This is a genomic window from Streptomyces ferrugineus (genome assembly GCF_015160855.1).
GTDB classification, from domain to species: domain Bacteria; phylum Actinomycetota; class Actinomycetes; order Streptomycetales; family Streptomycetaceae; genus Streptomyces; species Streptomyces ferrugineus.
In genome coordinates this window covers 9,335,827-9,357,611 of the sequence record NZ_CP063373.1, presented here as the reverse complement: position 1 = coordinate 9,357,611, position 21,785 = coordinate 9,335,827, and the positions used below count along the sequence as shown (strand labels likewise).

22 protein-coding genes are annotated in these 21,785 nt (G+C 69.4%); 13 read left to right on the top strand and 9 right to left on the bottom strand.

The features are described 5' to 3' along the window. The 3 genes from IM697_RS41550 to IM697_RS41540 all read right to left on the bottom strand — a co-directional run bounded on the left by IM697_RS41550 (window position 1) and on the right by IM697_RS41540 (window position 2,817). Window positions 1–495, bottom strand: a complete 495-nt coding sequence (locus tag IM697_RS41550; RefSeq protein WP_407699668.1) for a MobC family plasmid mobilization relaxosome protein — start codon at window positions 493–495, stop codon at window positions 1–3. A 296-nt stretch (window positions 496–791) separates the two neighbouring features. Beyond that, the gene (locus IM697_RS41545) at window positions 792–1,958 is read right to left on the bottom strand and encodes a DUF3631 domain-containing protein (RefSeq protein ID WP_194050099.1); all 1,167 of its coding nucleotides are present in this window, start codon (window positions 1,956–1,958) and stop codon (window positions 792–794) included. A 616-nt stretch (window positions 1,959–2,574) separates the two neighbouring features. Then, window positions 2,575–2,817, bottom strand: a complete 243-nt coding sequence (locus IM697_RS41540) for a helix-turn-helix transcriptional regulator (RefSeq protein WP_189783312.1) — start codon at window positions 2,815–2,817, stop codon at window positions 2,575–2,577. Between the two features lie 467 nt (window positions 2,818–3,284). On the opposite strand from IM697_RS41540, the gene IM697_RS41535 reads away from it, so the two are divergent. Together IM697_RS41535 and IM697_RS41530 are read left to right on the top strand one after the other, a co-directional pair. Then, window positions 3,285–3,602, top strand: coding sequence for a helix-turn-helix domain-containing protein (locus IM697_RS41535; protein WP_194042270.1), 318 nt, complete (start codon window positions 3,285–3,287; stop codon window positions 3,600–3,602). A gap of 1 nt (window position 3,603) precedes the next feature. Then, a complete protein-coding gene (locus IM697_RS41530) occupies window positions 3,604–4,947 on the top strand; it encodes a tyrosine-type recombinase/integrase (protein ID WP_194050098.1) in 1,344 nt (447 codons plus the stop codon). 66 nt (window positions 4,948–5,013) lie between these two features. Here IM697_RS41530 and IM697_RS41525 read toward each other — a convergent pair whose 3' ends face one another. After that, window positions 5,014–5,451, bottom strand: a complete 438-nt coding sequence (locus IM697_RS41525; protein ID WP_003992141.1) for a hypothetical protein — start codon at window positions 5,449–5,451, stop codon at window positions 5,014–5,016. Window positions 5,452–6,037: 586 nt separating this feature from the next. On the opposite strand from IM697_RS41525, the gene hemL reads away from it, so the two are divergent. The 8 genes from hemL (at window position 6,038) to IM697_RS41485 (ending at window position 14,295) form a co-directional block, all read left to right on the top strand. After that, a complete protein-coding gene (hemL, locus tag IM697_RS41520; RefSeq protein WP_194042268.1) occupies window positions 6,038–7,372 on the top strand; it encodes a glutamate-1-semialdehyde 2,1-aminomutase in 1,335 nt (444 codons plus the stop codon). Then, window positions 7,369–8,082: a histidine phosphatase family protein gene (locus tag IM697_RS41515; RefSeq protein ID WP_228044374.1), complete on the top strand. Its 714-nt coding sequence runs from the start codon at window positions 7,369–7,371 to the stop codon at window positions 8,080–8,082. The genes hemL and IM697_RS41515 overlap by 4 nt, the downstream gene beginning before the upstream one ends. Window positions 8,083–8,229: 147 nt before the next feature. Then, window positions 8,230–9,531 (top strand): polysaccharide deacetylase family protein, encoded by a 1,302-nt coding sequence (locus IM697_RS41510; protein ID WP_194042266.1) that lies wholly within the window; start codon window positions 8,230–8,232, stop codon window positions 9,529–9,531. Between the two features lie 66 nt (window positions 9,532–9,597). Continuing rightward, window positions 9,598–10,203: a TlpA family protein disulfide reductase gene (locus IM697_RS41505; RefSeq protein WP_194042264.1), complete on the top strand. Its 606-nt coding sequence runs from the start codon at window positions 9,598–9,600 to the stop codon at window positions 10,201–10,203. A 1-nt stretch (window position 10,204) separates the two neighbouring features. After that, window positions 10,205–10,978 (top strand): cytochrome c biogenesis CcdA family protein, encoded by a 774-nt coding sequence (locus tag IM697_RS41500; protein ID WP_194042262.1) that lies wholly within the window; start codon window positions 10,205–10,207, stop codon window positions 10,976–10,978. Between the two features lie 3 nt (window positions 10,979–10,981). Continuing rightward, window positions 10,982–12,730 (top strand): cytochrome c biogenesis protein ResB, encoded by a 1,749-nt coding sequence (gene resB, locus IM697_RS41495; protein WP_194042260.1) that lies wholly within the window; start codon window positions 10,982–10,984, stop codon window positions 12,728–12,730. Beyond that, a complete protein-coding gene (ccsB, locus tag IM697_RS41490; RefSeq protein ID WP_194042258.1) occupies window positions 12,727–13,827 on the top strand; it encodes a c-type cytochrome biogenesis protein CcsB in 1,101 nt (366 codons plus the stop codon). Before resB ends, ccsB begins: the two co-directional genes overlap by 4 nt. A 66-nt stretch (window positions 13,828–13,893) precedes the next feature. After that, a complete protein-coding gene (locus IM697_RS41485; protein WP_194042256.1) occupies window positions 13,894–14,295 on the top strand; it encodes an SRPBCC family protein in 402 nt (133 codons plus the stop codon). Between the two features lie 14 nt (window positions 14,296–14,309). Here IM697_RS41485 and IM697_RS41480 read toward each other — a convergent pair whose 3' ends face one another. The 4 genes from IM697_RS41480 to IM697_RS41465 form a co-directional block, all read right to left on the bottom strand. After that, entirely contained in the window at window positions 14,310–15,701 is a 1,392-nt protein-coding gene (locus IM697_RS41480; RefSeq protein ID WP_194042254.1) for a condensation domain-containing protein, read from the bottom strand. A gap of 89 nt (window positions 15,702–15,790) precedes the next feature. After that, on the bottom strand, window positions 15,791–16,759 hold the full coding sequence (locus IM697_RS41475) for an isopenicillin N synthase family dioxygenase (RefSeq protein WP_194042252.1): 969 nt from the start codon (window positions 16,757–16,759) through the stop codon (window positions 15,791–15,793). Further along, a complete protein-coding gene (locus tag IM697_RS41470; RefSeq protein ID WP_194042250.1) occupies window positions 16,752–17,201 on the bottom strand; it encodes a nucleoside deaminase in 450 nt (149 codons plus the stop codon). Before IM697_RS41470 ends, IM697_RS41475 begins: the two co-directional genes overlap by 8 nt. A 58-nt stretch (window positions 17,202–17,259) precedes the next feature. Further along, window positions 17,260–18,207: a transglutaminase-like domain-containing protein gene (locus IM697_RS41465; protein ID WP_194042248.1), complete on the bottom strand. Its 948-nt coding sequence runs from the start codon at window positions 18,205–18,207 to the stop codon at window positions 17,260–17,262. Window positions 18,208–18,417: 210 nt separating this feature from the next. Here IM697_RS41465 and IM697_RS41460 point away from each other — a divergent pair, with 210 nt between their 5' ends. Further along, window positions 18,418–18,924: a hypothetical protein gene (locus IM697_RS41460; protein WP_194042246.1), complete on the top strand. Its 507-nt coding sequence runs from the start codon at window positions 18,418–18,420 to the stop codon at window positions 18,922–18,924. Between the two features lie 90 nt (window positions 18,925–19,014). Here the strand turns inward: IM697_RS41460 and IM697_RS41455 are convergent, their stop codons facing one another. After that, entirely contained in the window at window positions 19,015–19,344 is a 330-nt protein-coding gene (locus IM697_RS41455) for a PLD nuclease N-terminal domain-containing protein (RefSeq protein ID WP_194042244.1), read from the bottom strand. Window positions 19,345–19,430: 86 nt separating this feature from the next. On the opposite strand from IM697_RS41455, the gene IM697_RS41450 reads away from it, so the two are divergent. Continuing rightward, entirely contained in the window at window positions 19,431–20,882 is a 1,452-nt protein-coding gene (locus tag IM697_RS41450; RefSeq protein WP_194042242.1) for a menaquinone biosynthesis decarboxylase, read from the top strand. Next, complete coding sequence (gene mqnP / locus IM697_RS41445; protein ID WP_194042240.1) at window positions 20,879–21,781, top strand: menaquinone biosynthesis prenyltransferase MqnP; 903 nt, start codon at window positions 20,879–20,881, stop codon at window positions 21,779–21,781. Before IM697_RS41450 ends, mqnP begins: the two co-directional genes overlap by 4 nt. Window positions 21,782–21,785 lie beyond the last annotated feature (4 nt).

Here is a 21,785-nt window from a genome sequence, read left to right as displayed (position 1 = left end):
TCACCGCCCCTCTGTGATCTGGGCGACGGCGGTGTCCACCTCGGCGATGGACGCCTCGACGCGGTCAAGGAGTCGTTGGACGGTGTCGGGGTGGGGCCAGGCGCCGTCCTTGTTGAGGTGCCAGGTGAGCTGGTTGAGGTTGTTGCCGATGCCGCCGAGTTGCCGGTTGGCGGCCATCAGTGCCTTGACCATGGCGCGGTAGTCGGCGACGGCCGCGGTGGGATCGTCGGCCCGGGCGGCGGCGAGCGCGCACTCGGCGACGTAGCCGCCGGGCTGCATGCGGCTTAGGCCAGCGGCCTTCTGGACGAGGGCGAACTCGTCGTCGCTGTAACGGGGATGGACGCGGCGTTCGCGCAGTTGCTTGTCACGCAGACGGCGACGCGGCGCAGACTGCTGCAGCGCGTTCGACGACGGCTCGCTGCCCCCAGTCCCGGTCGGCTCCCCCGGGCCGACCGACCCCGGTGCCCCTGCGCCGGATGCCTCCGCACCCTCCAGGGCGGGGGCCGGGTAAGGACTCCTTACCCGACAACTTGCTGCGTGTGTGACGGGGGTGGTCGCCATCTGCTCCTGGGACATGGGGTGTTCGGGGCGCGGGTCGCGCATCGGAGTACTCCGGTGGTGAGAGGGGTGGGAGGTGTGTCACGTGCGTCGCATCCGTCCCATGCCTGGTCAGGACAGGTACGGACACTTGGGCAGGTACGGAGAAGTCCGTCCCGGTGAGGACATCCGTCCCCGCGCTGACCTGCGCGGGGACGGATGCAACGCAGTGATACGGACCCAGGGGAGGCGGGTCAGCGGGCGCGCTTAGGGCCGGCGGGGCCGCCGAGCGGGCCGATGGGCAGCGAGCCCGCCGCGGCGGTGGGCGGCTTGCCCCGGGCCCGGCGCGCGGGCGTGTCGTCGTGCGCGGGTGCGGGCGCGGTCTCGGTGAGGTCGGGGCAGTGCCGGGCCCAGCTGTCGAGGAACCGGTTACGGGCGTATCCCTTGGCCTGCCTGCCCTTGTCGAACCGGTAGTTAGCCGGGCGGATGTCGAAGGCCCGGAGCATGCTGCCCAGGTGGTAGGCGCTGAGTCCCTTGGTGCCGTGCTCCGCCCAAGGGGCGTCGGGGTCCTGGAGCAGGGCGGTGACCAGATCCAGGGAGGACAGGGCCTCGGGGTTGCCGTGTGCCTCGAAGACGCGGTGGATGTCGCGCAGCAGCCGTGTCTTCAGGTTGGTCTGCTCGTCCTGGACGGCCTCGAACCGGGTCATCGCCACGCAGGCCGCACGGGCACGGGCGGGCCAGTGGCCGCCGGCCAGGTCGGCGATGATGACCAGCGGTTCCCAGGTGTCCGCCGCCCGGTCCTCCACCGGCATGGGCGGCGCCATGCGGCTGGCCGTGCCGCGCAGCGGTCCCAGCCAGGCGGCCAGCTTGTCCCGCAGTGCGTTCAGTTCCGGTGTGGCGTAGCGCGAGCGGAACGGGGTCACCTTCTCGCCCGGCTTGCGCTTCTGCATGCGGAGCACGACCGCCCGGTCCGTGATCGTGTCGGGGAGGTCGCCGATCGAGGCCAGTGCGGCCATGGCGAAGGTCGGATACGGGGTCGGCTTGTGCTCGGGACCGGAGATGCGCCAGGCGGGCCGGTTGCGCTGATGTCCGGCGTTCAGCAGGCCACGCAGTTCCTCGTTCTCGCCCGCCTTGCTGAAGATGGTGTCGGCCTCGTCCACCAGGATCGTGCGCGGGTTCTTGCCGATGACGCGGAAGAGCACCGCCGTAGACATGTTCACCGTCATGATCGGCTGGTGGACGATCTCGTGGAGCACGTCCAAAACCCGGGACTTGCCGCAGCCCTTCGTCGGGCCTACGACCGCCAGACGCGGCGCGTGCTGCAGAACGGTCTGGATGTGCGTGGCTGCCACCCACAGGGTGACTGCTGTCAGCGCCTCGTCACTGGGCAGCACCACGTACTTGCCGATCGCCGCCCGCAGCTCATCCAGCAACTCCGCACCCTCACCGGAACCCTGTTCCGAGGGGTCTGCGGGTCCCCGAGGAGGCCGGGGACCGACCTCGTGATCCGGTCCCCATGCGTCGAGGGGACCGTGATCACGGTCCCCGTTGCGGTCCCCTGGTGAAACGGCTGTCTCTTGGGGACCGGTCCCCGATTTCCCGCCGCTGACCTGCGGGTTTGCGCCGGAGGTCGATACGGGGACCGGGACGTGCGGGGACCGGGCAGCGGGCACGTCGCGGGGACGGTCCCCAACAGCAGCATCGGCAGACGGCCGGGGACGGTCCCCGTGTGCTTCCGCATCCGTCGAGTGCTCGACGGTCCCCGACGCGGGGGACCGTGTGTCCGCCTGACCCCTGCGGCGCCAGGGGATGCCCTCGCCGGGGACCGCGGGAGTGGGCCAGGCGGTGGGGGAGGTGGTCTTGGTGCTGGGGGACGTAGAGTCCTCCATAGGCGTTCCTCTCCGGTGAGAGGCAGGACGGGCAAGGTCCCGCCCCTCACCAGCTCGTTCGTTCAGGGATGGGCAATCGGCAGGGGAGTCTTCGGCCCTCGGCGTTGGCGCGCCGGGGGCCGCTTCGTCGTCCGCGTCAGATGCGGGGTCAGGCCGTGAGGTCGTACGACGTCTGGGCGTCCAGCCACGCGTCCACCTCCGGCCAGCGGTAGCGCAGGTGACGGCCGACCTTGTGGACGCTGGGGCCGATGCCCCGGTACTTCCACTGGTAGAGGGTCTTCACCGGTACCCCGAGATAGGCGGCGACCTCCGCAGGGGTGGCAAGGGGGCCACGCTGGGCAGCCGCAGCGGTGGCAGGGGCGTTGGTGCTACGGGGAGGGGTCTTCGGCACAGGGCTCCTTTTCGGTCTTGAACAATGGGCTGGACAACAAAGCCACACCACCTGGAGATAAGTCCAGAGTTGGTTCTGAAACTCCTCACTACTTCTTTCGGTGTGGCCGGGGAGAGGGAAACAGTAAGGGTGGATCCCCGGTTGCCGAAATCGCTCCCGCCGGGCCCGAAAACTTCTTGCGGCGAAGCAACCGGTCGAGGTGCCGGAATCCGGTACCTCCGCAGCTCAGAGGTGACACCTGGCGGTCAGGGGCGACGTGACTGACTCGCCTGACATCGCGGCTGATGTCTGTCCAAATTGCCCATCTCGAAAACGGCGAGGGAAGGTAACACGGCACCTCGGCCGAAACGCCTCGCGATGTATCGGAATTCGACGAGACGAACGCCACTTCGCCCCCGAACGACTATTGGAGAGTTTAAGAGCTAACTCTTGCCATGGCGCCCGGATGCAAGTTACAGCTATCTGTCATGCCCAACCGACCTGTCGAAATAGGCCCTGCCGGCCTCCACACCGCCCGCGCCATCGAGCACCTACGTCTCGTGCGCGGCCTGACCCAGCACCAGCTCGCCGCCCACTGCACCGCGCTGGGCCGTCCGATGGCCAACACCGCCCTCAGCCGCACCGAACGCGCCCGCCGCCGATGCGACGTAGACGACCTCGTCGCCCTCGCCGCCGCGCTCGGCGCCCCTCCCGCAGCTCTGCTGCTCCCGTGGCCGACGCACTCCCCGGTGCCCGACGCCACCTCCCGCTCCCTCACCTCCATCCAGGAGGCCCTTCTTGGCTGACGTGTACGACCGCTGGCACAAGTCCCACCCCAAGCCCACCGAAGCCGAGTGCGGTGACCACAAGAGCCGTACGAAGCGGATGGTCCCCACCGCTGACCACGGCATCGGCAAGCGCTGGCAGGTCCGCTACCGCGACCTGCACGGGCAACAGCGCAAGGAGAACTTCGACACGAAGGCCGCGGCCGACAATCGCGCCGCCGAAGTCGACGTCGAGATCCGGCGCGGCTCCTACGTCGTCCCCGCCGAGACGAAGCAGACGCTCGGGGCCTATGCGCAGAAGTGGCTCGACGCGAACTCTGTGGGCCCGACGACCGCCCTCCGCTACGAGGCGACCGTCCGCAACCACATCGTCGAGCACCTCGGTCGACGCGAACTTCGGTCCCTCAACCAGCCCTCGATCATTCAGGGTTGGATCCGCACACTCCAGGACGGCGGCCTGGAGGTGTCCACGATCGAGGGCATCTTCGACATCCTCTCCAGCATCCTCGGCTCGGCCGTGGAGGACGGGCTGCTGCCGAAGAACCCGTGCAAGGCGAAGTCGGTCAAGCTGCCGACCGCGACCAAGAAGAAGGTCATCCCATGGTCGCTGGAGCGCGTCCGCGCGGTTATCGGCGGCCTCCCGAAGCGGTTCCAGACCGGCGGCAAGCTCGCCTTCGGCTGCGGTCTGCGGCAGGGCGAGGTGTTCGGCTTCGCCGTCGAGGACATCGACTTCAAGGGCGGCTGGATCCACGTCAACCGCCAGGTGCGGCTGGTCGGTACGAAGCCTGTCTTCGCCCTGCCCAAGGGCAACAGGATCCGGTCAGTGCCCCTGTCGGCTCAGCTCGCCGCAGCCCTCAAGGCGCACATGAAGGAGTTCCCGCCGGTCGACGTTACCCTGCCGTGGACCAAGCCGGACGGCGAGCCGAAAACCTTCCGCCTCCTCTTCGTCGACAAGAAGGGGCGGGCCTACAACCGCAGCGTCTTCAACATGGGCGACTGGAAGCGCGCTCTTGCCGCCGCGGGCGTGATCCCTCCCCGAGAGCGCGGGGCGCGCTACCTCCAGGCGGCTCCGGAAGACGGCATGCACGCCCTCCGGCACGCCTACGCCTCCGTGCTCCTGGACGCGGGGGAGAGCATCAAGGCGCTTTCCGAGTACCTCGGCCACTCGGACCCGGGCTTCACGCTGCGGACGTACACGCATCTGCTGCCGTCCAGCGAGACCCGCACCCGCAAGGCGATCGACGACGTCTTCACAGAAGCCGAGGCTGAAGCCGACGCAGAAGACGAGGACGACCGGCCCGGCACTCAGGGCACATCAGTGCCCCCAGCGAAACCCATGTGCCCTCAATGTGCCCTGGCCGCCTGACGGCCTCTCTCCGCACATGACGAGGGCGGGGTCAGAAACCCCGCCCGAAACCCCTGAAACCCCAGCTCAGGGCCAGACCAGGCAATAAGCCTGATGCCCCGCCTCATGCAGCCGATGGCTGAAGTCCTGCCACTCATGCAGCAGTTGGTACACATTGAACGCATCCCGGGGCCCACCCCGGTCCGGCACCGTCGACCAGATGAAGGCGGCCGCGCCGACCGCTTCCTCTCCTATGCCGCGCAGCGGGTCCACGACCGTCATCGGGAGCTTGACCACGGCGTAGTCGGGGTGCAGGACCACCAGCTCCAGCGGCGGCACCTTGTGCAGAGGCACACCCTCGATGCCGGTGAGGACCATCGCCGCCATCGTCTCCGGCTTGATCTTGGTGAACATGCCGTTCATGCCGAGCTCGTCGCCGCCGAGTTCCTCGGGGCGCATCGAGATCGGGACGCGGGCCGCGGTCGCACCGTCGGGCGCGCCGAAGTACTTGTACGTCACCCCCACCCGACCACCATTCCTGCTCCCCGCCCGCAGGCGGTCGACCCGGCCGTCGATCCGCCGGTCGATCGGCTCGTGCTCGCTCGATGCACCCGGTACACCCGTTGAATCTGGCATACCTGGTACAACGTGTCCCGGGCGTCCTTCGTTCGAATCCTCCGCCTCGCGCCGGTGCCTTCCCCGCCGGGCACGTCGAGGACCCAGGTCATCAGTCCCCTCGCCCAGTCCGCCACCGCGATGCATATCTCCACCCGACTGCTTTTCTAGGACGCGTGGCCCCCGCCGCGCAACCCGATCATCGTGTCAGTGACCTCCCCCACGGCCGCCCGCCGAAACGTGCGCTGAAACACCTGTCCGCAGGATCTTTTCAGTCCCCGACCACCACGCCCCGCATGAGCTGTGTGTTCACGCCCAGTCTCGCAGATTCCTGGAGAGGGGATGGGGGGTGAGGGAGGGAACCGGCCCGGCCGGCCGGGCGATCGGCAGCGGCCCGCTGTCGTCGCCTCCCCCTGGCCTACCCTGAGGAGGTCACTGGCAACCGGAGTCCGAGATCATCGGAGTAGGTCAGAGAAGGTCGGAGTAGTCGCAGGTCATGAGCGAAGCGCCCTCTTCAGGAACGCCCTATCCATACGATGCGCCTGCCTCGCAGGCTCTGTTCGACCGTGCGGCCGCCGTCACGCCCGGCGGCGTGAACTCCCCGGTGCGCGCCTTCCGCGCCGTCGGCGGCACGCCCCGGTTCATGGTGTCCGGCACCGGTCCGTACCTGACCGACGCCGACGGGCGTGAGTACGTCGACCTCGTCTGCTCCTGGGGTCCCATGATCCTCGGGCACTCCCACCCGGAGGTCATTGCCGCCGTCCAGGACGCCGTCTCTCGCGGCACCTCCTTCGGCACGCCGGGGGAGGGCGAGGTCGCGCTCGCCGAGGAGATCGTTGGCCGGGTCGAGCCCATCGACCAAGTGCGGCTCGTCTCCAGCGGCACCGAGGCCACGATGTCCGCCATCCGGCTCGCCCGCGGGTTCACCGGGCGCACCAAGGTGATCAAGTTCGCCGGCTGCTACCACGGGCACGTCGACGCCCTCCTCGCCGCCGCCGGCTCCGGAGTGGCGACCTTCGCCCTGCCCGACACCCCCGGCGTCACCGGCGCCCAGGCCGGCGACACCATCGTGCTGGCCTACAACGACCTGGAGTCCGTGCACGAGGCCTTCCACCGCTACCCCGGCGAGATCGCCTGCGTGATCACCGAGGCCTCGCCCGGCAACATGGGCGTCGTCCCGCCGCGGCCCGGTTTCAACGAGGGGCTCAAGGACGCCTGCCGGAAGAACGGCGCCCTCTACATCTCCGACGAGGTCATGACCGGGTTCCGGACCAGCCGCGCCGGGTGGTACGGCATCGACGGGGTGAAGCCCGACCTGATGACCTTCGGCAAGGTGATGGGGGGCGGCTTCCCCGCCGCCGCCTTCGGTGGCCGTGCGGACGTGATGGCGTACCTCGCTCCCGCCGGGCCCGTCTACCAGGCCGGCACCCTCTCCGGGAACCCCGTCGCCACCGCCGCCGGCCTCGCCCAGCTGCGGCTCCTCGACGAGGCCGCCTACGCCAAGGTCAACGCCGTGTCCGACACCATCCAGTCCCTCGTCGCCGAGGTCCTCACCAAGGAGGGCGTCGCGCACCGGCTGCAGAGCGCCTCCAACATGTTCTCCGTGTTCTTCACGGACCGTGAGGTGCGCAACTACGAGGACGCCAAGCGGCAGGAGTCCTTCCGCTTCACCGCCTTCTTCCACGCGATGCTGGAGCAGGGCGTCTATCTGCCGCCCTCGTCCTTCGAGTCCTGGTTCGTCTCCACGGCCCACGACGAGCAGGCGGTCCAGCGCATCGCCGACGCCCTCCCGGCGGCGGCCCGAGCGGCGGCGGAGGCCACGGCGGCATGAGCGACAACCCCATCACCGACAACCCCATGACCAGCAACAGCGACATCACCGTCGTCCACCTCATGCGGCACGGCGAGGTCGCCAACCCGGACGGGATCCTCTACGGCCGTCTCGCCGGCTACCACCTCTCCGAGCTGGGCCGGCAGATGGCCGACCGGGTCGCCGAGCATCTCGCCTCCCGTGATGTCACCCACGTCTGCGCCTCCCCGCTGGAGCGGGCGCAGGAGACCGCGACGCCGATCGCCAAGGCGCACGGGCTGGACCTCGCCACCGACGAGCGGCTCATCGAGGCCGACAACGTCTTCCAGGGCAAGACCTTCGGGGTGGGGGACGGGGCGTTGAAGAGGCCGGAGAACTGGAAGCACCTCGTCAACCCGTTCAAGCCGTCCTGGGGCGAGCCGTACGTCGACCAGGTCATCCGCATGATGGGCGCGCTGGGCGCGGCCAAGGACGCGGCGCGTGGGCACGAGGCCGTGCTGGTCAGCCATCAGCTGCCGATCTGGATCGTGCGCTCCTACGTCGAGAAGCGTCGGCTGTGGCACGACCCGCGCAAGCGGCAGTGCACGCTGGCGTCCCTGACGACCTTCACGTACCAGGGCGACAAGATCGTGTCCGTCGGCTACACCGAGCCCGCCATCGATCTCGTGCCCGCCCATCTCCGTGCCGGTGCCAAGCCGGTGCAGGGGAAGGACAAGGCCTTCGGCGCGTAGGCGCTCCGCTGGGAGCGCCGTGATGTCGGGGCACTCAGACACGTTTGTGACATTTGTTGCGAATCCTCCGTGATCAGGAGGAACCTCCCCGTTCGTCGTGCCCTCTGACTGGGTGACCACCAGAGAAACGCGACGGACGGGGCAGTAATGCGCAACTTCAGCCGAAGGGGAGCCATCGGACTCGGCGCCGGAGCGGCTGCCGCGCTCGGACTCGCGGGGTGCTCCACGCTCACGTCGTCAGACGGGTCGAACCGCGCCGGAGGTTCCAACGACGGCGCGGACAACAAGCCCGGCGCCCAGGCCGACCGCGCCCGCCCCATAGGCGACGGCTCCACCTCGTACACCGGCAAGCAGCCGAACCAGCCGGGCAGGCCCCAGCCGCTGGAGCCCGGCCAGGAGCCGCCGCAGTTCGTCATCTTCTCCTGGGACGGCGCCGGCGAGGTCGGCAACGGCCTCTTCCCGCGCTTCCTCGAACTCGCCAAGGAGCACGAGGCGCACATGACCTTCTTCCTCTCGGGGCTGTATCTGCTGCCCGAGAGCAAGAAGCGGCTCTACGAACCGCCGAACAACCCGCGCGGCGCCTCCGACATCGGCTACCTCACCGACGAGCACATCAAGGCGACGCTGAAGAACGTCCGCCAGGCCTGGCTCGACGGCCACGAGATAGGCACCCACTTCAACGGCCACTTCTGCGCCGGCACCGGCACCGTCGGCAACTGGACCCCGCAGCAGTGGCGCAGTGAGATCGATCAGGCCAAGTCCTTCGTCAAGGAGTGGCGGACCAACTCCGGGTGGACCGAACTGCCCTCCCTGCCCTTCGACTACGACAAGGAACTCGTCGGCGGCCGCACCCCCTGTCTCCTCGGCCAGGACAACCTGCTGCCCACCGCCCGCGAGCTGGGCTGGCGCTACGACGCCTCCTCGCCGGGCGGGCGTCAGGTGTGGCCGACGAAGAAGCAGGGGCTGTGGGATCTGCCGTTGCAGCAGATACCTTTCCCCGGGCGTTCGTTCGAGGTCCTCTCCATGGACTACAACATGCTCGCCAACCAGTCGGTCAACTCGACGAACGCGCCCAGCCACAACTACCCGGGCTGGCGCGAGCAGTCGGCACAGGCGTACATCCAGGGCTTCAAGCGGGCATATGAGACAAACCGTGCACCCTTCTTCATAGGCAACCACTTCGAGCAGTGGAACGGCGGCATCTACATGGACGCCGTCGAGGAGGCCCTCAAGCACATCGCGCGGCAGAAGGAGAAGGGTGCCGACATCCGGCTCGTCTCCTTCCGGCAGTTCGTGGACTGGATGGACGTACAGAAGCCGGATGTTCTGGACAAGTTGCGCACTCTGGGCGTGGGGCAGCAGCCCGTCGGCGGCTGGAAGACCTTCCTGAAGGGCGGCTCCGCGAGCTCGTCCGGCAGCTCCTCCACGGGTACTCAAAACGCCGCCTGAAATGCGGGTTTACGTCCGGCAGGGGGGTGCGCAAGATCCCCGGAACGGACATGCGAAACTTTTCACATGAGTGCCGCCCGTCGCGCCCGTAGCCGTACCGCCCTGCTCGCCGCCGCCAGCGCCGCAGCCGCCGCGCTGGCCCTGTCCGCGTGCACTTCGGGCGGTACGTCCGGTGGCGGCGGCGACACCAACTTCGTCACCGGCTCCAACGGCATCGACACCGTCGCCCAGGGCAAGCGCGCCGCGGCCCCGGAGCTCTCCGGCAAGACCATCGACGGCAAGCAGCTCAGCACCACCGCCTACAAGGGCAAGATCGTCGTCATCAACGTATGGGGCTCGTGGTGCCCGCCGTGCCGGGCCGAGGCGAAGAACTTCCAGACCGTCTACGAGGACGTCAAGGGCCAGGGCGTCGAGTTCCTCGGCATCAACACCCGCGACACCAGCACCACCCCCGCGAAGGCCTTCGAGAAGGAGTTCGGGGTCACCTACCCGAGCCTGTACGACCCCACGGGCAAGCAGATGCTCCGCTTCGGCAAGGGCACGCTCAACCCGCAGGCGATCCCCTCCACACTCGTCATCGACCGGGACGGCAAGATCGCCGCGCGGGCGCTGCAGCCGCTCAGCGAGGAGACGCTGCGCAGCATGATCAAGCCCGTTCTCGCGGAGAAGTGACGTGAGCGCGCTGTCCACGCTCGCCGAGGGCGCGAGCTACAACGGCACCGTCATGAACGGCGCCCTGCTGCTCGCGCTGCCCATCGCCGTGCTCGGCGGTCTGGTCTCCTTCTTCTCCCCGTGCGTCCTGCCGCTCGTCCCCGGTTATCTGTCCTACGTCACCGGAGTCAGCGGCACCGACCTGGCCGAGGCCCGGCGCTGGCGGATGGTCGCCGGTTCCTCCCTCTTCGTGCTCGGCTTCACCGTGGTGTTCGTCTCCGGCGGGGCGCTGTTCGGGTACTGGGGATCGACCCTCCAGGAGAACAAGGACGTCCTGACGAAGATCCTCGGTGTGCTCATGGTCCTCATGGGGGTCTTCTTCATGGGCCTGATGCCCTGGCTCAGCCAGCGGGAGTTCCGCTTCCACACCAAGCCGGCCACCGGACTCGCCGGTGCTCCCCTCCTCGGTGCCCTCTTCGGCATCGGCTGGACGCCGTGCATCGGACCGACCCTGTCCTCGGTGCAGACACTCGCCATCAACGAGGCCAGCGCCGGCCGCGGCGCCATACTCACCGTCGCCTACTGCCTCGGCCTCGGCCTGCCCTTCGTGCTCGCTGCCGTAGCCTTCCGCAAGGCGCTCGGCGCCTTCGCCTGGGTCAAGCGGCACTACGTCTGGGTGATGCGCATCGGCGGCACCATGATGATCGTGACCGGTGTGCTGCTGCTGACCGGCGCCTGGGACCGCATCGTGCAGGAGATGCAGGTCTGGTCCAACGGCTTCACTGTGGGGATCTGATCGATGAGCAACACGACCGACAAGGCCGCCCCGGCCGCCCCCGAGGGCCAGGACCAGGACCAGGAGCTGAGCGCCGCCGGCTCCCAGCTCTCCACCGCCCCCGCCGAGGACGCGCCCAACCTGCCCTCCCTCGGCGTCATCGGCTGGGCCCGCTGGTTCTGGCGGCAGCTCACCTCGATGCGGGTCGCACTGCTGCTGCTCCTGCTGCTGTCGCTCGGCGCCATCCCCGGCTCGCTCATCCCGCAGACCGGCATCGACGAGACCAAGGTCGCCGAGTTCCGCAAGGCGCACGAGACCCTCGCGCCGATCTACGACAAGCTCGGCCTCTTCAACGTCTACAGCTCGGTGTGGTTCTCCGCGATCTACATCCTGCTGTTCGTCTCCCTCATCGGCTGCATCGTCCCGCGCAGCTGGCAGTTCGTCGGCCAGCTGCGCGGCCGCCCGCCGGCCGCCCCCAAGCGCCTGACCCGGCTGCCCGCCTACACCACGTGGCGCACCGAGGCCGCGCCCGAGCAGGTCCGCACGGCCGCCCTCGCCCTGCTGAAGAAGCGCCGCTTCCGAGCCCACCCCTCCGGTGACGCCGTCGCCGCCGAGAAGGGCTATCTGCGCGAGGTCGGCAACCTCGCCTTCCACATCGCGCTGATCGTGATGCTGATCGCCTTCGCCTGGGGCCAGCTGTTCAAGTCCGAGGGCAACAAGCTGATCGTCGAGGGCGACGGCTTCTCCAACACCCTCACCCAGTACGACGACTTCAAGTCCGGCAGCCTCTTCACCCAGGACGACCTGGACCCGTTCAGCTTCACCCTGAACAACTTCAAGGGAACGTACGAGCCGTCCGGCCCCAACCGCGGCACCCCCCGCACCTATGAGGCCGACCTCACCTACAGCGTGGGCGCGGACGGCAAGGACAGGACGACCACCGTCAAGGTCAACGAGCCGCTGGAGATCGGCGGCTCCAAGGTCTACCTCGTCAGCCACGGCTACGCCCCCGTCATCACGGTCCGCGACGGCAAGGGCAACGAGGTCTTCCACGACGCCGTGCCCCTCCTTCCGCTCGACGGCAATGTCACCTCCACCGGTGCGATCAAGGTCATGGACGGCTACCGCAACGCCAAGGGCGAGCGGGAGCAGCTCGGCTTCCAGGCCTTCTTCCTGCCCTCCTACGTCAAGGGCAACGAGCTGGCCTCGCAGTTCCCCGCGCTGCTGAACCCGGTGCTGAACCTGGAGGCCTACCACGGCGACCTCGGCGTGGACGCGGGCATCCCGCAGAGCGTGTACCAGCTGGACAAGAAGAACCTGGAGGGGTTCAAGAACGCCAAGGGCGCCCAGGTCAGGGAGAACCTGAAACCCGGCGAGACCATGAAGCTCCCGAACGGCGCGGGCACGGTCACCTTCGAGAAGGAGATCAAGGAGTGGGCCGGCTTCCAGGTCGCCCGCCAGCCCGGCAGCGGCTGGGCGCTCGCCGGCGCCCTCGCCGCGATCTTCGGCCTCGCCGCCTCCCTGTTCATCCAGCGCCGCCGCGTGTGGGTGCGGGCCACCACCGGAGCCGACGGCGTCACGGTCGTCGAGATGGCCGGCCTCGGCCGCAGCGAGTCCGCGAAGGTGCCCGAGGAACTCGGCGACCTCGCCGGGATCCTGTACGAGCAGGCACCGGGCGCGCCCGACCCGGACTCCACGGACGACGACTCCACCGACGACACCCCCACCCCCGACCCCCAAGTCGCACCCGCCGAAGGGGCTGAGACGAAGTGACTCTCGCCGCCGCGACCGAGCTGGCCGCCGCCACCAACGAAAACCTCGCCAACATCAGCAACACGCTGATCTACTCGTCGATGGCCGTCTACACCCTGGCCTTCTTCGCGTACATCGCCGAATGGCTCCTCGGCAGCCGCAGCAAGGTCGGCCGCACGGCCGCCGCGCTCACCCCGGCCAAGGCCACCAAGGCCGCCGCGCCCGCCGTCACCGTGAAGAGGGGCGGCTCCACCGCCGTACTGGAGCGGCCGAAGGTCGTCGTGCGGGCCGCGGCCGGGCAGCGTGACGTGCCCGACGGGCCCGGTGCGCACGGTGGCGACGAGCAGGGCGACCTCTACGGGCGTATCGCCATCTCCCTCACCGTCCTCGCCTTCCTCATCGAGTTCGGTGGTGTGCTCACCCGGGCCCTGTCGGTGGAGCGGGCGCCGTGGGGCAACATGTACGAGTTCAACATCACCTTCTCCACGGTCGCCGTCGGGGTGTACCTGGCGCTGCTGGCGCTGAAGAAGAACGTGCGCTGGCTGGGGCTGTTCCTGATCACCACGGTCCTCCTCGATCTCGGCCTCGCCGTCACTGTCTTGTACACCGCCAGCGACCAGTTGGTTCCCGCCCTTCACTCGTACTGGCTGTACATCCACGTCTCCACGGCGATCTTCTGCGGCGCGGTGTTCTACGTCGGCGCCGTCTCCACGCTGCTGTACCTGTTCAAGGACAGCTACGAGAGCAAGCTGGCGAGCGGCGGCACCCCGGGCCGCTTCGCGAACTCCGTGCTGGACCGGCTGCCCGCCGCCGCGTCCCTCGACAAGTTCTCCTACCGCGTCAACGCCGCCGTCTTCCCGCTGTGGACGTTCACGATCATCGCGGGCGCCATCTGGGCGGGCGACGCCTGGGGCCGCTACTGGGGCTGGGACCCCAAGGAGACCTGGTCCTTCATCACCTGGGTCGCCTACGCCTGCTACCTGCACGCCCGCGCCACGGCCGGCTGGAAGGGCCGCAAGGCCGCCTACCTGGCCCTCATCGCCTTCGGCTGCTGGCTGTTCAACTACTACGGCGTGAACATCTTCGTCTCCGGCAAGCACTCGTACGCCGGCGTGTAAGACCGAATACACAGGTCAGCGGCCGTAAGGGGTGCAATTCGCCGCTCGCGGAGTCAGGCTGGTGTCATGACCGGTTCCATAGAACAGGGCATCAGCCAGACCCACGGGCACACGCACATCCTGCACTTCCTGGTGCGGCTTCCCCGCCCCATGGAGGCGGTCTGGCCCTGGCTCTCCACCCCGGAGCGCCTCACGTCCTGGTGCACCCCGGTCGACACCCTCGAACCGCATCTCGGCGGCGCGGTCGCCCTGCGCGATCTCGGCAGCGGGCGGATCACCGCCTGGGACGTGGACCGGGTCGCCGAGTACACGGTGGAGGGCGGCCGGATCCGGTTCCATCTGGAACGGGACGGCGACGACGGCGCAGCGCTCCGCTTCACCCACGAGTTCCAGGGCGAGGCGGAGACCGAGCGGCGCTGGCGGGCCCGCTTCGAGAGGCTGCTCGAGGTGCTGGAGGGCGGCGCCTGAGCGCGCCCGGGGCCTTACGGGACGGTCGAGGCGATGACGTCCCGCAGCCGCTCCACGTACAGCCGCATGTTCTTCTGCGCGACATCGGTGTCCGGGTAGCGGCTGGCGAACCACAGGCCCTCGTGCAGCCGGGTGACCCAGGCGCACACCTGGTCGCCGTACGACACCCGGATCAGTCCGTACGCCTTCTGCGCGGCCCAGCGTCCGGATCCGGCGATGCCCCGGGTGTCGACGTAGGAGACGATCGAGTACAGGTCGGGGGAGGTGGGGCGGAAGTCCGCGCCGAGCAGGTGGAGGACGCGGGCGAGCGGCATGCGGGCCAGATGCCGGCCGGCGTGCAGCGCGGCGCGTACCGTGCGCAGGGCGCTGGGGAGGTCGTACGCCTCCTCCACGGGGATCTCGATGGGGGCGCCGCCGACGTACCAGCCCACCGAGTCGGACCAGCGGGACTTCACGCGGGTGTGGAACGGCACGACGGTGCGGTAGACGGGCTGGCCGCCGATCTCGTGGACGATCAGCGCGGTGGCGGCCAGCACACCGACCGAGCTGCCCCCGTAGGGGCGGCAGTACGCCTCGAAGGCGGCGGCGGTGTCCGGTCCGGTGAGCTCCTCGCGCAGGAGTTTCTGGGTGGGCAGGCCGGCCCCCGGGTCGAGGCCGAGGTCGACGGGGAAGTTCGGCAGCCTGCCGTCGCAGCGGCGGATGAACTCCCGCCAGCGGGCCACGATCTCGTGGCTGTCGTCGATCCGGTCGGCGTCCGTGCGCTCGATCTCGCAGAAGTCGACGTAGCTGCTGGCCGGCGCCGGCTCCAGGGCCCCGCCCGCGACGTGCGCCGCGTACAGCTCGTGGATCTCGGCGGGGATGCGGTGGATGGAGTGGGCGTCGACGTTGCTGTGGTCGAAGGCCATGTACACGCTGGTGGAGTCGTCCCGGACGACGGCCGTGTAGATGAGGTTGGGCCAGCGCAGCGCGTCCGCCGTGAGGTCGAAGCGCTCCTGGAGGTGGCGGACCAGCTCCGCCGGGTCGGTGAAGTCACCGACCTCGGTGCGCTCCAGGGACACGGCGTCGGCGTCGAGCGTGAACCGGCGCATCTCGTCGCCGCCCTCGCCGGACCAGCGGAAGCCGCTGCGCAGCGTCTCGTGCCGGAGCGTCCAGCCGCGCAGCGCCTCCTGAAGCGCGTCGAGGTCGGCCCGGCCCGGCAGGTCGAAGGCGGTACCGAGCCAGGTCGGCACGAACAGGCCGTCCTCGCGCACGGACCTCGCGGTCCTGATGTGCGACTCCTGGATGTACGCCGGCGGCCGTGAGTCCTCCGGCAGGCCGGTCGCCGTCGCGATGGTCGCCGGGCTGAACGTCCACTCGACGAGTCGTCCGGGCCGGACCTCGCAGCGCTGGATGTCAGTCATTCGCACGGGCGGCTCCATTCGCGGCGGGGGACACACCCGAAAGGGTGGTATCCGGCCCAACGAGGCAACCCTTTCCTGGAAACGGTTCGCCGCGCTCAGTCGACGGTGATCGAGTCCAGCTGTCGGCGCAGATAAACATGCGAGTCGACCGGTTCGTACGCCACCCGTCCCACCGGAGCGGGCACCGATGCCACGACCGTGCCGGGGGTGCACTCCCCGAAGTACACGAGGGACATCAGTTCCTCGGCGGGCGCGTCTGCGGGCGGCGGTAGCACCCGGTGCCGCCCCGACCGCCACCGGTCGCCGGTCCAACGGGCCATCAGATCCCCGATGTTGACGGTGAACGCCGCCGGGTCGTAGGGCGCGTCCTCCCAGCCGCCGGCGTCCGTGAAGACCTGCAGCCCGCCCTTGCCCGCCTGCCGGTCGAGGATCGTCACCGTGCCGAAGTCGGTGTGCGGCCCGATGCGGAACTGGCCCGGCTCCGGCTCGCCGATCGTCTCCCGCCCCGGATACCAGTTGATGTTGAAGCCGTACGTCGGGTGGTCCATGTGCCGGGTGAAGAAGTCGGGTTCGAGCCCGAGGGCCTCGCCGAGCAGGGACAGCAGCCGGTTCTCCAGCTCGCCCATCCGTGCGAGGTACTCCTCGCACAGCGCCCTCAGTTCGGGCACCTCGCTCGGCCAGACGTTCGGCGCGTACCACTCGGCGTTGACCACCGGGTCCTCGAAGGGCTCGTGGGTCGCGAAGCTCAGCGACTCCTTCAGGTCCGGCGGGGTCTCGGTGCCCTCCGCGTACCCGTTGGCCTCCGCGCCCGGCCCCAGCCAGCCGCGTCCGCCGACCTTCACGGCGTACGCCTGCTTCGCCTCGGCGGGGAGCGTGAAGAAGGCGCGGGCGGCGGCGCGGATGCGGGCGCGCAGGGACGGGTCCACGCCGTGCCCGGTCACGAGGAGGAAGCCGGCGCTCTGCAGGGCCTCGTCGACCGTGCGGGCGATGGCGCCACGGGTCTCGGCGTCGCCGTGCAGCCACGGCCTGAGGTCGATCGTGGGGATGCGGGGCCGGTCACTCACCGATGTCCTCGTTCCACAGGTCGGGGTGGTGCTTGATGAAGGTGCGCATCAGGTCGACGCACTCGGGATCGTCGAGCAGCACGATCTCCACGCCGTGCTCGGCCAGCCAGTCGTGCCCGCCGTGGAACGTGACCGCCTCGCCGATCACCACCCGGGAGATGCCGAACTGCCGGACCAGGCCGGAGCAGTACCAGCACGGCGAGAGGGTGGTCACCATGGTCGTGCCGCGATACGACCGCTGCCGCCCCGCCGCCCGGAACGCGGCCGTCTCCGCGTGCATCGAGGGGTCGCCGTCCTGCACCCGCCGGTTGTGGCCACGCCCCAGCAGCGATCCGTCGGCCCCGTAGAGCGCGGCACCGATCGGAATCCCGCCCTCGCCCAGCCCGGCACGGGCCTCCGCGAGGGCCGTGCCGAGCCAGCCGCGTGCCTCTGTCTGATCCATGCCCTCAACTCTCCGGTGCGAGGCGGGTGGGGGCAATGGGGGACGAGGGCGAGCGGGTTCAGCGGCGGAGCGTGACCCGGCTCTCCCCGTTGAAGGGGGCGAAGCAGGTCACCCTGTCCGGGGTGCGCAGGGTGTCGTCCTCGGCGAACAGCCGCCGTGCCTCCTCGTAGGACACCTCGCCGCTGACGACGGGGGAGGCGCGGTCGTACAGCTCACGGGCCGCGTCCGACAGCGGCTGCCCCGGCTCGCCGTCCTCCTCTCCCCACACGTCCCACAACAGCGTCTCCACCTTGTTGAGCGCCGCGAGATCGAGCCGGACGTTGCCCGCGACGAACCGCTCCCCCCAGAACGGCCCCTCCGCGGGCGGATGCAGCCCGAACGCCCTGTGGTCCGCGCCGTCCTGGCGGATGGCCCGCCAGGCCTCGCCCGCGACCAGGAAACGGTCGCGCGGTACGTCCATCGGGTCGAAGTCGACGTCCCAGTCGCTGGTGATGGCCGGGTCGGCGAGCTGGGCGTCGGCCAGGGCCCAGGCGCCCTTCGTCTCGTCCCAGTACTCGGTGACGACGTGGTCGACATGGAAGTCGTCCGTGCCGTTCTTCCGGAAGCAGTCGGCGAAGCCGGACCGGACACGGGCCGGCACGCCCATGTGACGCAGCAGAGAGCAGTGCAGTAACGAGAAGTCCCGGCACACGCCGACGAACCGGTCCCCGACCTCGCGCCGCCGGCCGAGCGGGGCGTCGTCGCGCTCGACGATGATCCGCAGGATGTCGTCGACATAGCGGGTCTCGGCGTCGTTGTGCAGCCGGTCCGCCGGATGCGTGTGCCGGAACAGCGCGCCCTCTCCGCGATGGATCAGCAAGTCGCGTACGACACGGGCGAGTTCGGCGGGGTCGGCGGGCAGATCCGCGTACCGGGACGCCAGGGCGCCGGGGTCGGAGAACGGGCTCTGGGTGGCATAGAAGGTGGCGGCGTCCGGCGAGAGGGCGGGGGCAGGGGTGGCGGGCATGGCGGTACTCCCAAACAGCATCGACCGCGTGTTCGATTACGGGCCGGTGCGGTTCACCGTGTCAAAATTCGCGGCGAATTGTCCAGAGGCGGTTCGCGCGCTCTGCGTGCGGGCGTCCCGGCCCCGTAATTGGGTGGCGGCGCCGTTGTCCCCGGGTGTTGTGTGGCCAGGCACGGTGATCACCAGGAACTCCGGGCGTGGGGAGGGGCGGTGGCGTTGCGGGAGTGGGCTTGGCGGATCGCCGAGCTGCGGCAGCGAGGTGTCGGGCTGGCGGCGTTCGTGGCCGCGTGCGGTGAGGACGAGGCGCGGGCCCTGGAGGCACGGCGGCTGGCCGCGCTCGTGTACGTCACCGGCGATGTCGACGAGGCCGAGGGCATCGTCCTGACGCTGGAGGAGTGGGCGGACGACCTGGCGGGCCATCCGCACCACCCCGGCGTACCCCGCCCCGACGAGGCCGACCGGCTGACACGCGACCACCTCAAGGACGTGCTGCGTGCGCACCTGACGCCCCCCGCCCGCAACTGGATGTCGGGCACCCGGCTCTCCCTCGACGTCAGCTTCCACGCCCTGCGCCGGGCGCGGGGCCTGGACCCGCGGATCCGCGAGGACGCCTACTACGCCTACGGCCGCGGCACCATGGCGCTCGACCTCGGCCACCGCGCGGCCGCGCAGCGTGAGGTGGAGCGGCTGCGGGAACTGAGGGACGCCCACGTCTAGACGCCCGCGTCCAGACGCCCCACGTCCAGACGCCCCACGTCCAGGGGTGCGGCGATGACCGACCGGCTGGACCCCTCGGACGACGCCCGGTCAGGGCTCGTCGCGCCTCTTCTTGTCGTCGTCCTCGTCCCGGGAGTTGTCGTCGTCGCCCAGGGACTTCAGGAAATCGGGGTTGTCGTCCGGCGCCACCCACTGCTGACGCCGACGGTCCCGTACGCCGGACCAGCCGTCGGCGGCAGGGCTGCGCCGCTTGCCCGCGATCAGCCAGGAGATCGAGCCGACCAGGGGAAACACCAGCACGAGGATCGCCCACAGCGGCTTGGGCATGTGGCGGATGTCCTCCTCCTTCGTGCTGATGCAGTCGATGAACGCATACACGCTCAGTGCCAGTGGCACGAGGAACATCAGCACCCGGAGCATGGGCCTTCTCCAGCGAAACGGTCGTCGGTCCGGGGCACGCCCCCCGGGTTCAGGCCCAGGGTAGCCGCTCGGGGATACTTGACCCCATGGCTTACGACGATCTTCGTTCCCTGCTCAGGGCACTGGAACGCGAAGGCGACCTCAAGCGCGTCAAGGCCGAGGTCGATCCGTATCTGGAGGTCGGGGAGATCGTCGACCGGGTGCAGAAGTCCGGCGGTCCCGCGCTGCTGTTCGAGAACGTGAAGGGGTCGTCGATGCCCCTCGCGATGAACGTCTTCGGGACCGACCGGCGGCTGCTCAAGGCCCTGGGGCTGAAGTCGTACGGCGACATCTCCGACAGGATCGGCGGACTGCTCAAGCCCGAACTGCCGCACGGTTTCGTCGGGGTGCGCGAGGCGTTCGGGAAGCTCGGCGCGATGACGCACGTACCGCCGAAGAAGGTCAAGGACGGGCCGGTCCAGGAGGTCGTGCTCACCGGCGACGACGTCGACCTCGACCAGTTGCCCGCCCTGTTCACCTGGCCCAAGGACGGCGGCTCCTTCTTCAACCTGGGGCTCACGCACACCAAGGACCCGGAGTCCGGCGTACGCAATCTGGGCCTGTACCGCCTCCAGCGCCACGACAAGCGCACCATCGGCATGCACTGGCAGATCCACAAGGACAGCCGCAACCACTACCAGGTGGCGGCCAGAAGGGGTGAGCGGCTGCCGGTGGCCATCGCCTTCGGGTGTCCGCCCGCCGTGACGTACGCCTCGACCGCCCCGCTGCCCGGCGACATCGACGAGTACCTGTTCGCGGGCTTCCTCGCGGGCAAGCGGATCGAGATGGTCGACTGCAAGACCGTTCCGCTCCAGGTCCCGGCGCAGGCCGAGGTCGTGCTGGAGGGGTGGCTGGAGCCCGGGGAGATGCTGCCGGAGGGGCCCTTCGGCGACCACACCGGCTTCTACACCCCGCAGGAGCCGTTCCCGGCCCTGACGATCGACTGCGTGACGATGCGCCGCCGGCCCCTGCTCCAGTCGATCGTCGTAGGCCGGCCCCCGACGGAGGACGGACCGCTGGGCCGTGCGACGGAACGCTTCTTCCTCCCCCTGCTGAAGATCATCGTCCCGGACATCGTGGACTACCACCTGCCGGAGGCGGGCGGCTTCCACAACTGCGCGATCGTCTCGATCGACAAGAAGTACCCCAAGCACGCCCAGAAGGTGATGCACGCGATCTGGGGCGCCCACATGATGTCCCTGACCAAGCTGATCGTGGTCGTCGACTCCGACTGCGATGTGCACGATCTGCACGAGGTCGCCTGGCGGGCGCTCGGCAACACGGACTACGCCCGCGACCTGTCGCTGGTCGAGGGCCCGGTGGACCACCTCGACCACGCCTCCTACCAGCAGTTCTGGGGCGGCAAGGCGGGCATCGACGCGACGAAGAAGTGGCCCGAGGAGGGCTACACGCGCGACGGCGGCTGGCCCGACATGGTGGAGTCCGACCCCGAGACGGCGGCGAAGGTCGACCGCCGGTGGAAGGAGTACGGCCTGTGAGCAGCGCCTCCGCCGCGATTCCGCAGCCAGGACGCACGAAGGCGTTTCTGCGCCTGGTCATGATCGAGCACTCGGTGTTCGCACTGCCCTTCGCGTACATCGCCTCGCTGACGGCGATGTTCCAGTGGGACAGGAACATCCACTGGGGTCGGCTGCTGCTGGTGACGATCTGCATGGTGGGCCTCAGGACCTTCGCCATGGCCGTCAACCGGATCATCGACCGCGAGATCGACGCGCGGAACCCGCGGACGGCCCAGCGCGAGCTGGTGACGGGCGCGATGTCGGTCCGCCACGCCTGGACCGGCGCCCTGATCGCCCTGGTGATCTTCCTGGGCTCGGCGGCCCTGCTGAACCCGCTGTGCCTGGCCCTCGCCCCCATCGCGGTGATCCCGATGGTGGTCTACCCCTACGGCAAACGGTTCACGAACTTCCCCCAGGCCATCCTGGGCCTGGCCCAGGCCATGGGCCCGGTCGGCGGCTGGCTGGCGATCACCGGGTCCTGGTCCTGGGACGCGGTGATCCTCGGCCTTGCCGTCGGCATCTGGATCGGCGGCTTCGACCTGATCTACGCCTGCCAGGACGTCGAGAGCGACCGCGAGATCGGCGTCATGTCGGTGCCGGCCCGCTTCGGCATCCCGGCGGCGATCTGGGGCGCGCGGGCCTGCCACGCGATCACCACGGCCCTGTTCGCCTGGTACGCCGTCGTCACGGACGCGGGCACGTTCTTCTGGCTGGGCCTGCTGATCGTGGCCGGCGCGTTCGGGTACGAGCACTCGATCGTCCGCCCGCATGACCTGTCCCGCCTGAACAGGGCGTTCTTCAGCGTCAACGGGTTCATTGGGATTGCCCTGTTCGTGTGTGCGTTGCTTGATCTCTTGGTTCGGGGTCTGACCGTGTGACTAC

Bases quoted from the DNA above. Each gene is read 5' to 3' on its own strand.
- IM697_RS41510 (WP_194042266.1), top strand. From the start codon at position 8,230: ATGCGCAACTTCAGCCGAAGGGGAGCCATCGGACTCGGCGCCGGAGCG.
- IM697_RS41470 (WP_194042250.1), bottom strand. From the start codon at position 17,201: ATGGATCAGACAGAGGCACGCGGCTGGCTCGGCACGGCCCTCGCGGAG.
- IM697_RS41535 (WP_194042270.1), top strand. From the start codon at position 3,285: ATGCCCAACCGACCTGTCGAAATAGGCCCTGCCGGCCTCCACACCGCC.
- IM697_RS41455 (WP_194042244.1), bottom strand. From the start codon at position 19,344: ATGCTCCGGGTGCTGATGTTCCTCGTGCCACTGGCACTGAGCGTGTAT.
- hemL (WP_194042268.1), top strand. From the start codon at position 6,038: ATGAGCGAAGCGCCCTCTTCAGGAACGCCCTATCCATACGATGCGCCT.
- IM697_RS41450 (WP_194042242.1), top strand. From the start codon at position 19,431: ATGGCTTACGACGATCTTCGTTCCCTGCTCAGGGCACTGGAACGCGAA.
- IM697_RS41465 (WP_194042248.1), bottom strand. From the start codon at position 18,207: ATGCCCGCCACCCCTGCCCCCGCCCTCTCGCCGGACGCCGCCACCTTC.
- resB (WP_194042260.1), top strand. From the start codon at position 10,982: ATGAGCAACACGACCGACAAGGCCGCCCCGGCCGCCCCCGAGGGCCAG.
- IM697_RS41505 (WP_194042264.1), top strand. From the start codon at position 9,598: ATGAGTGCCGCCCGTCGCGCCCGTAGCCGTACCGCCCTGCTCGCCGCC.
- IM697_RS41515 (WP_228044374.1), top strand. From the start codon at position 7,369: ATGAGCGACAACCCCATCACCGACAACCCCATGACCAGCAACAGCGAC.
- IM697_RS41485 (WP_194042256.1), top strand. From the start codon at position 13,894: ATGACCGGTTCCATAGAACAGGGCATCAGCCAGACCCACGGGCACACG.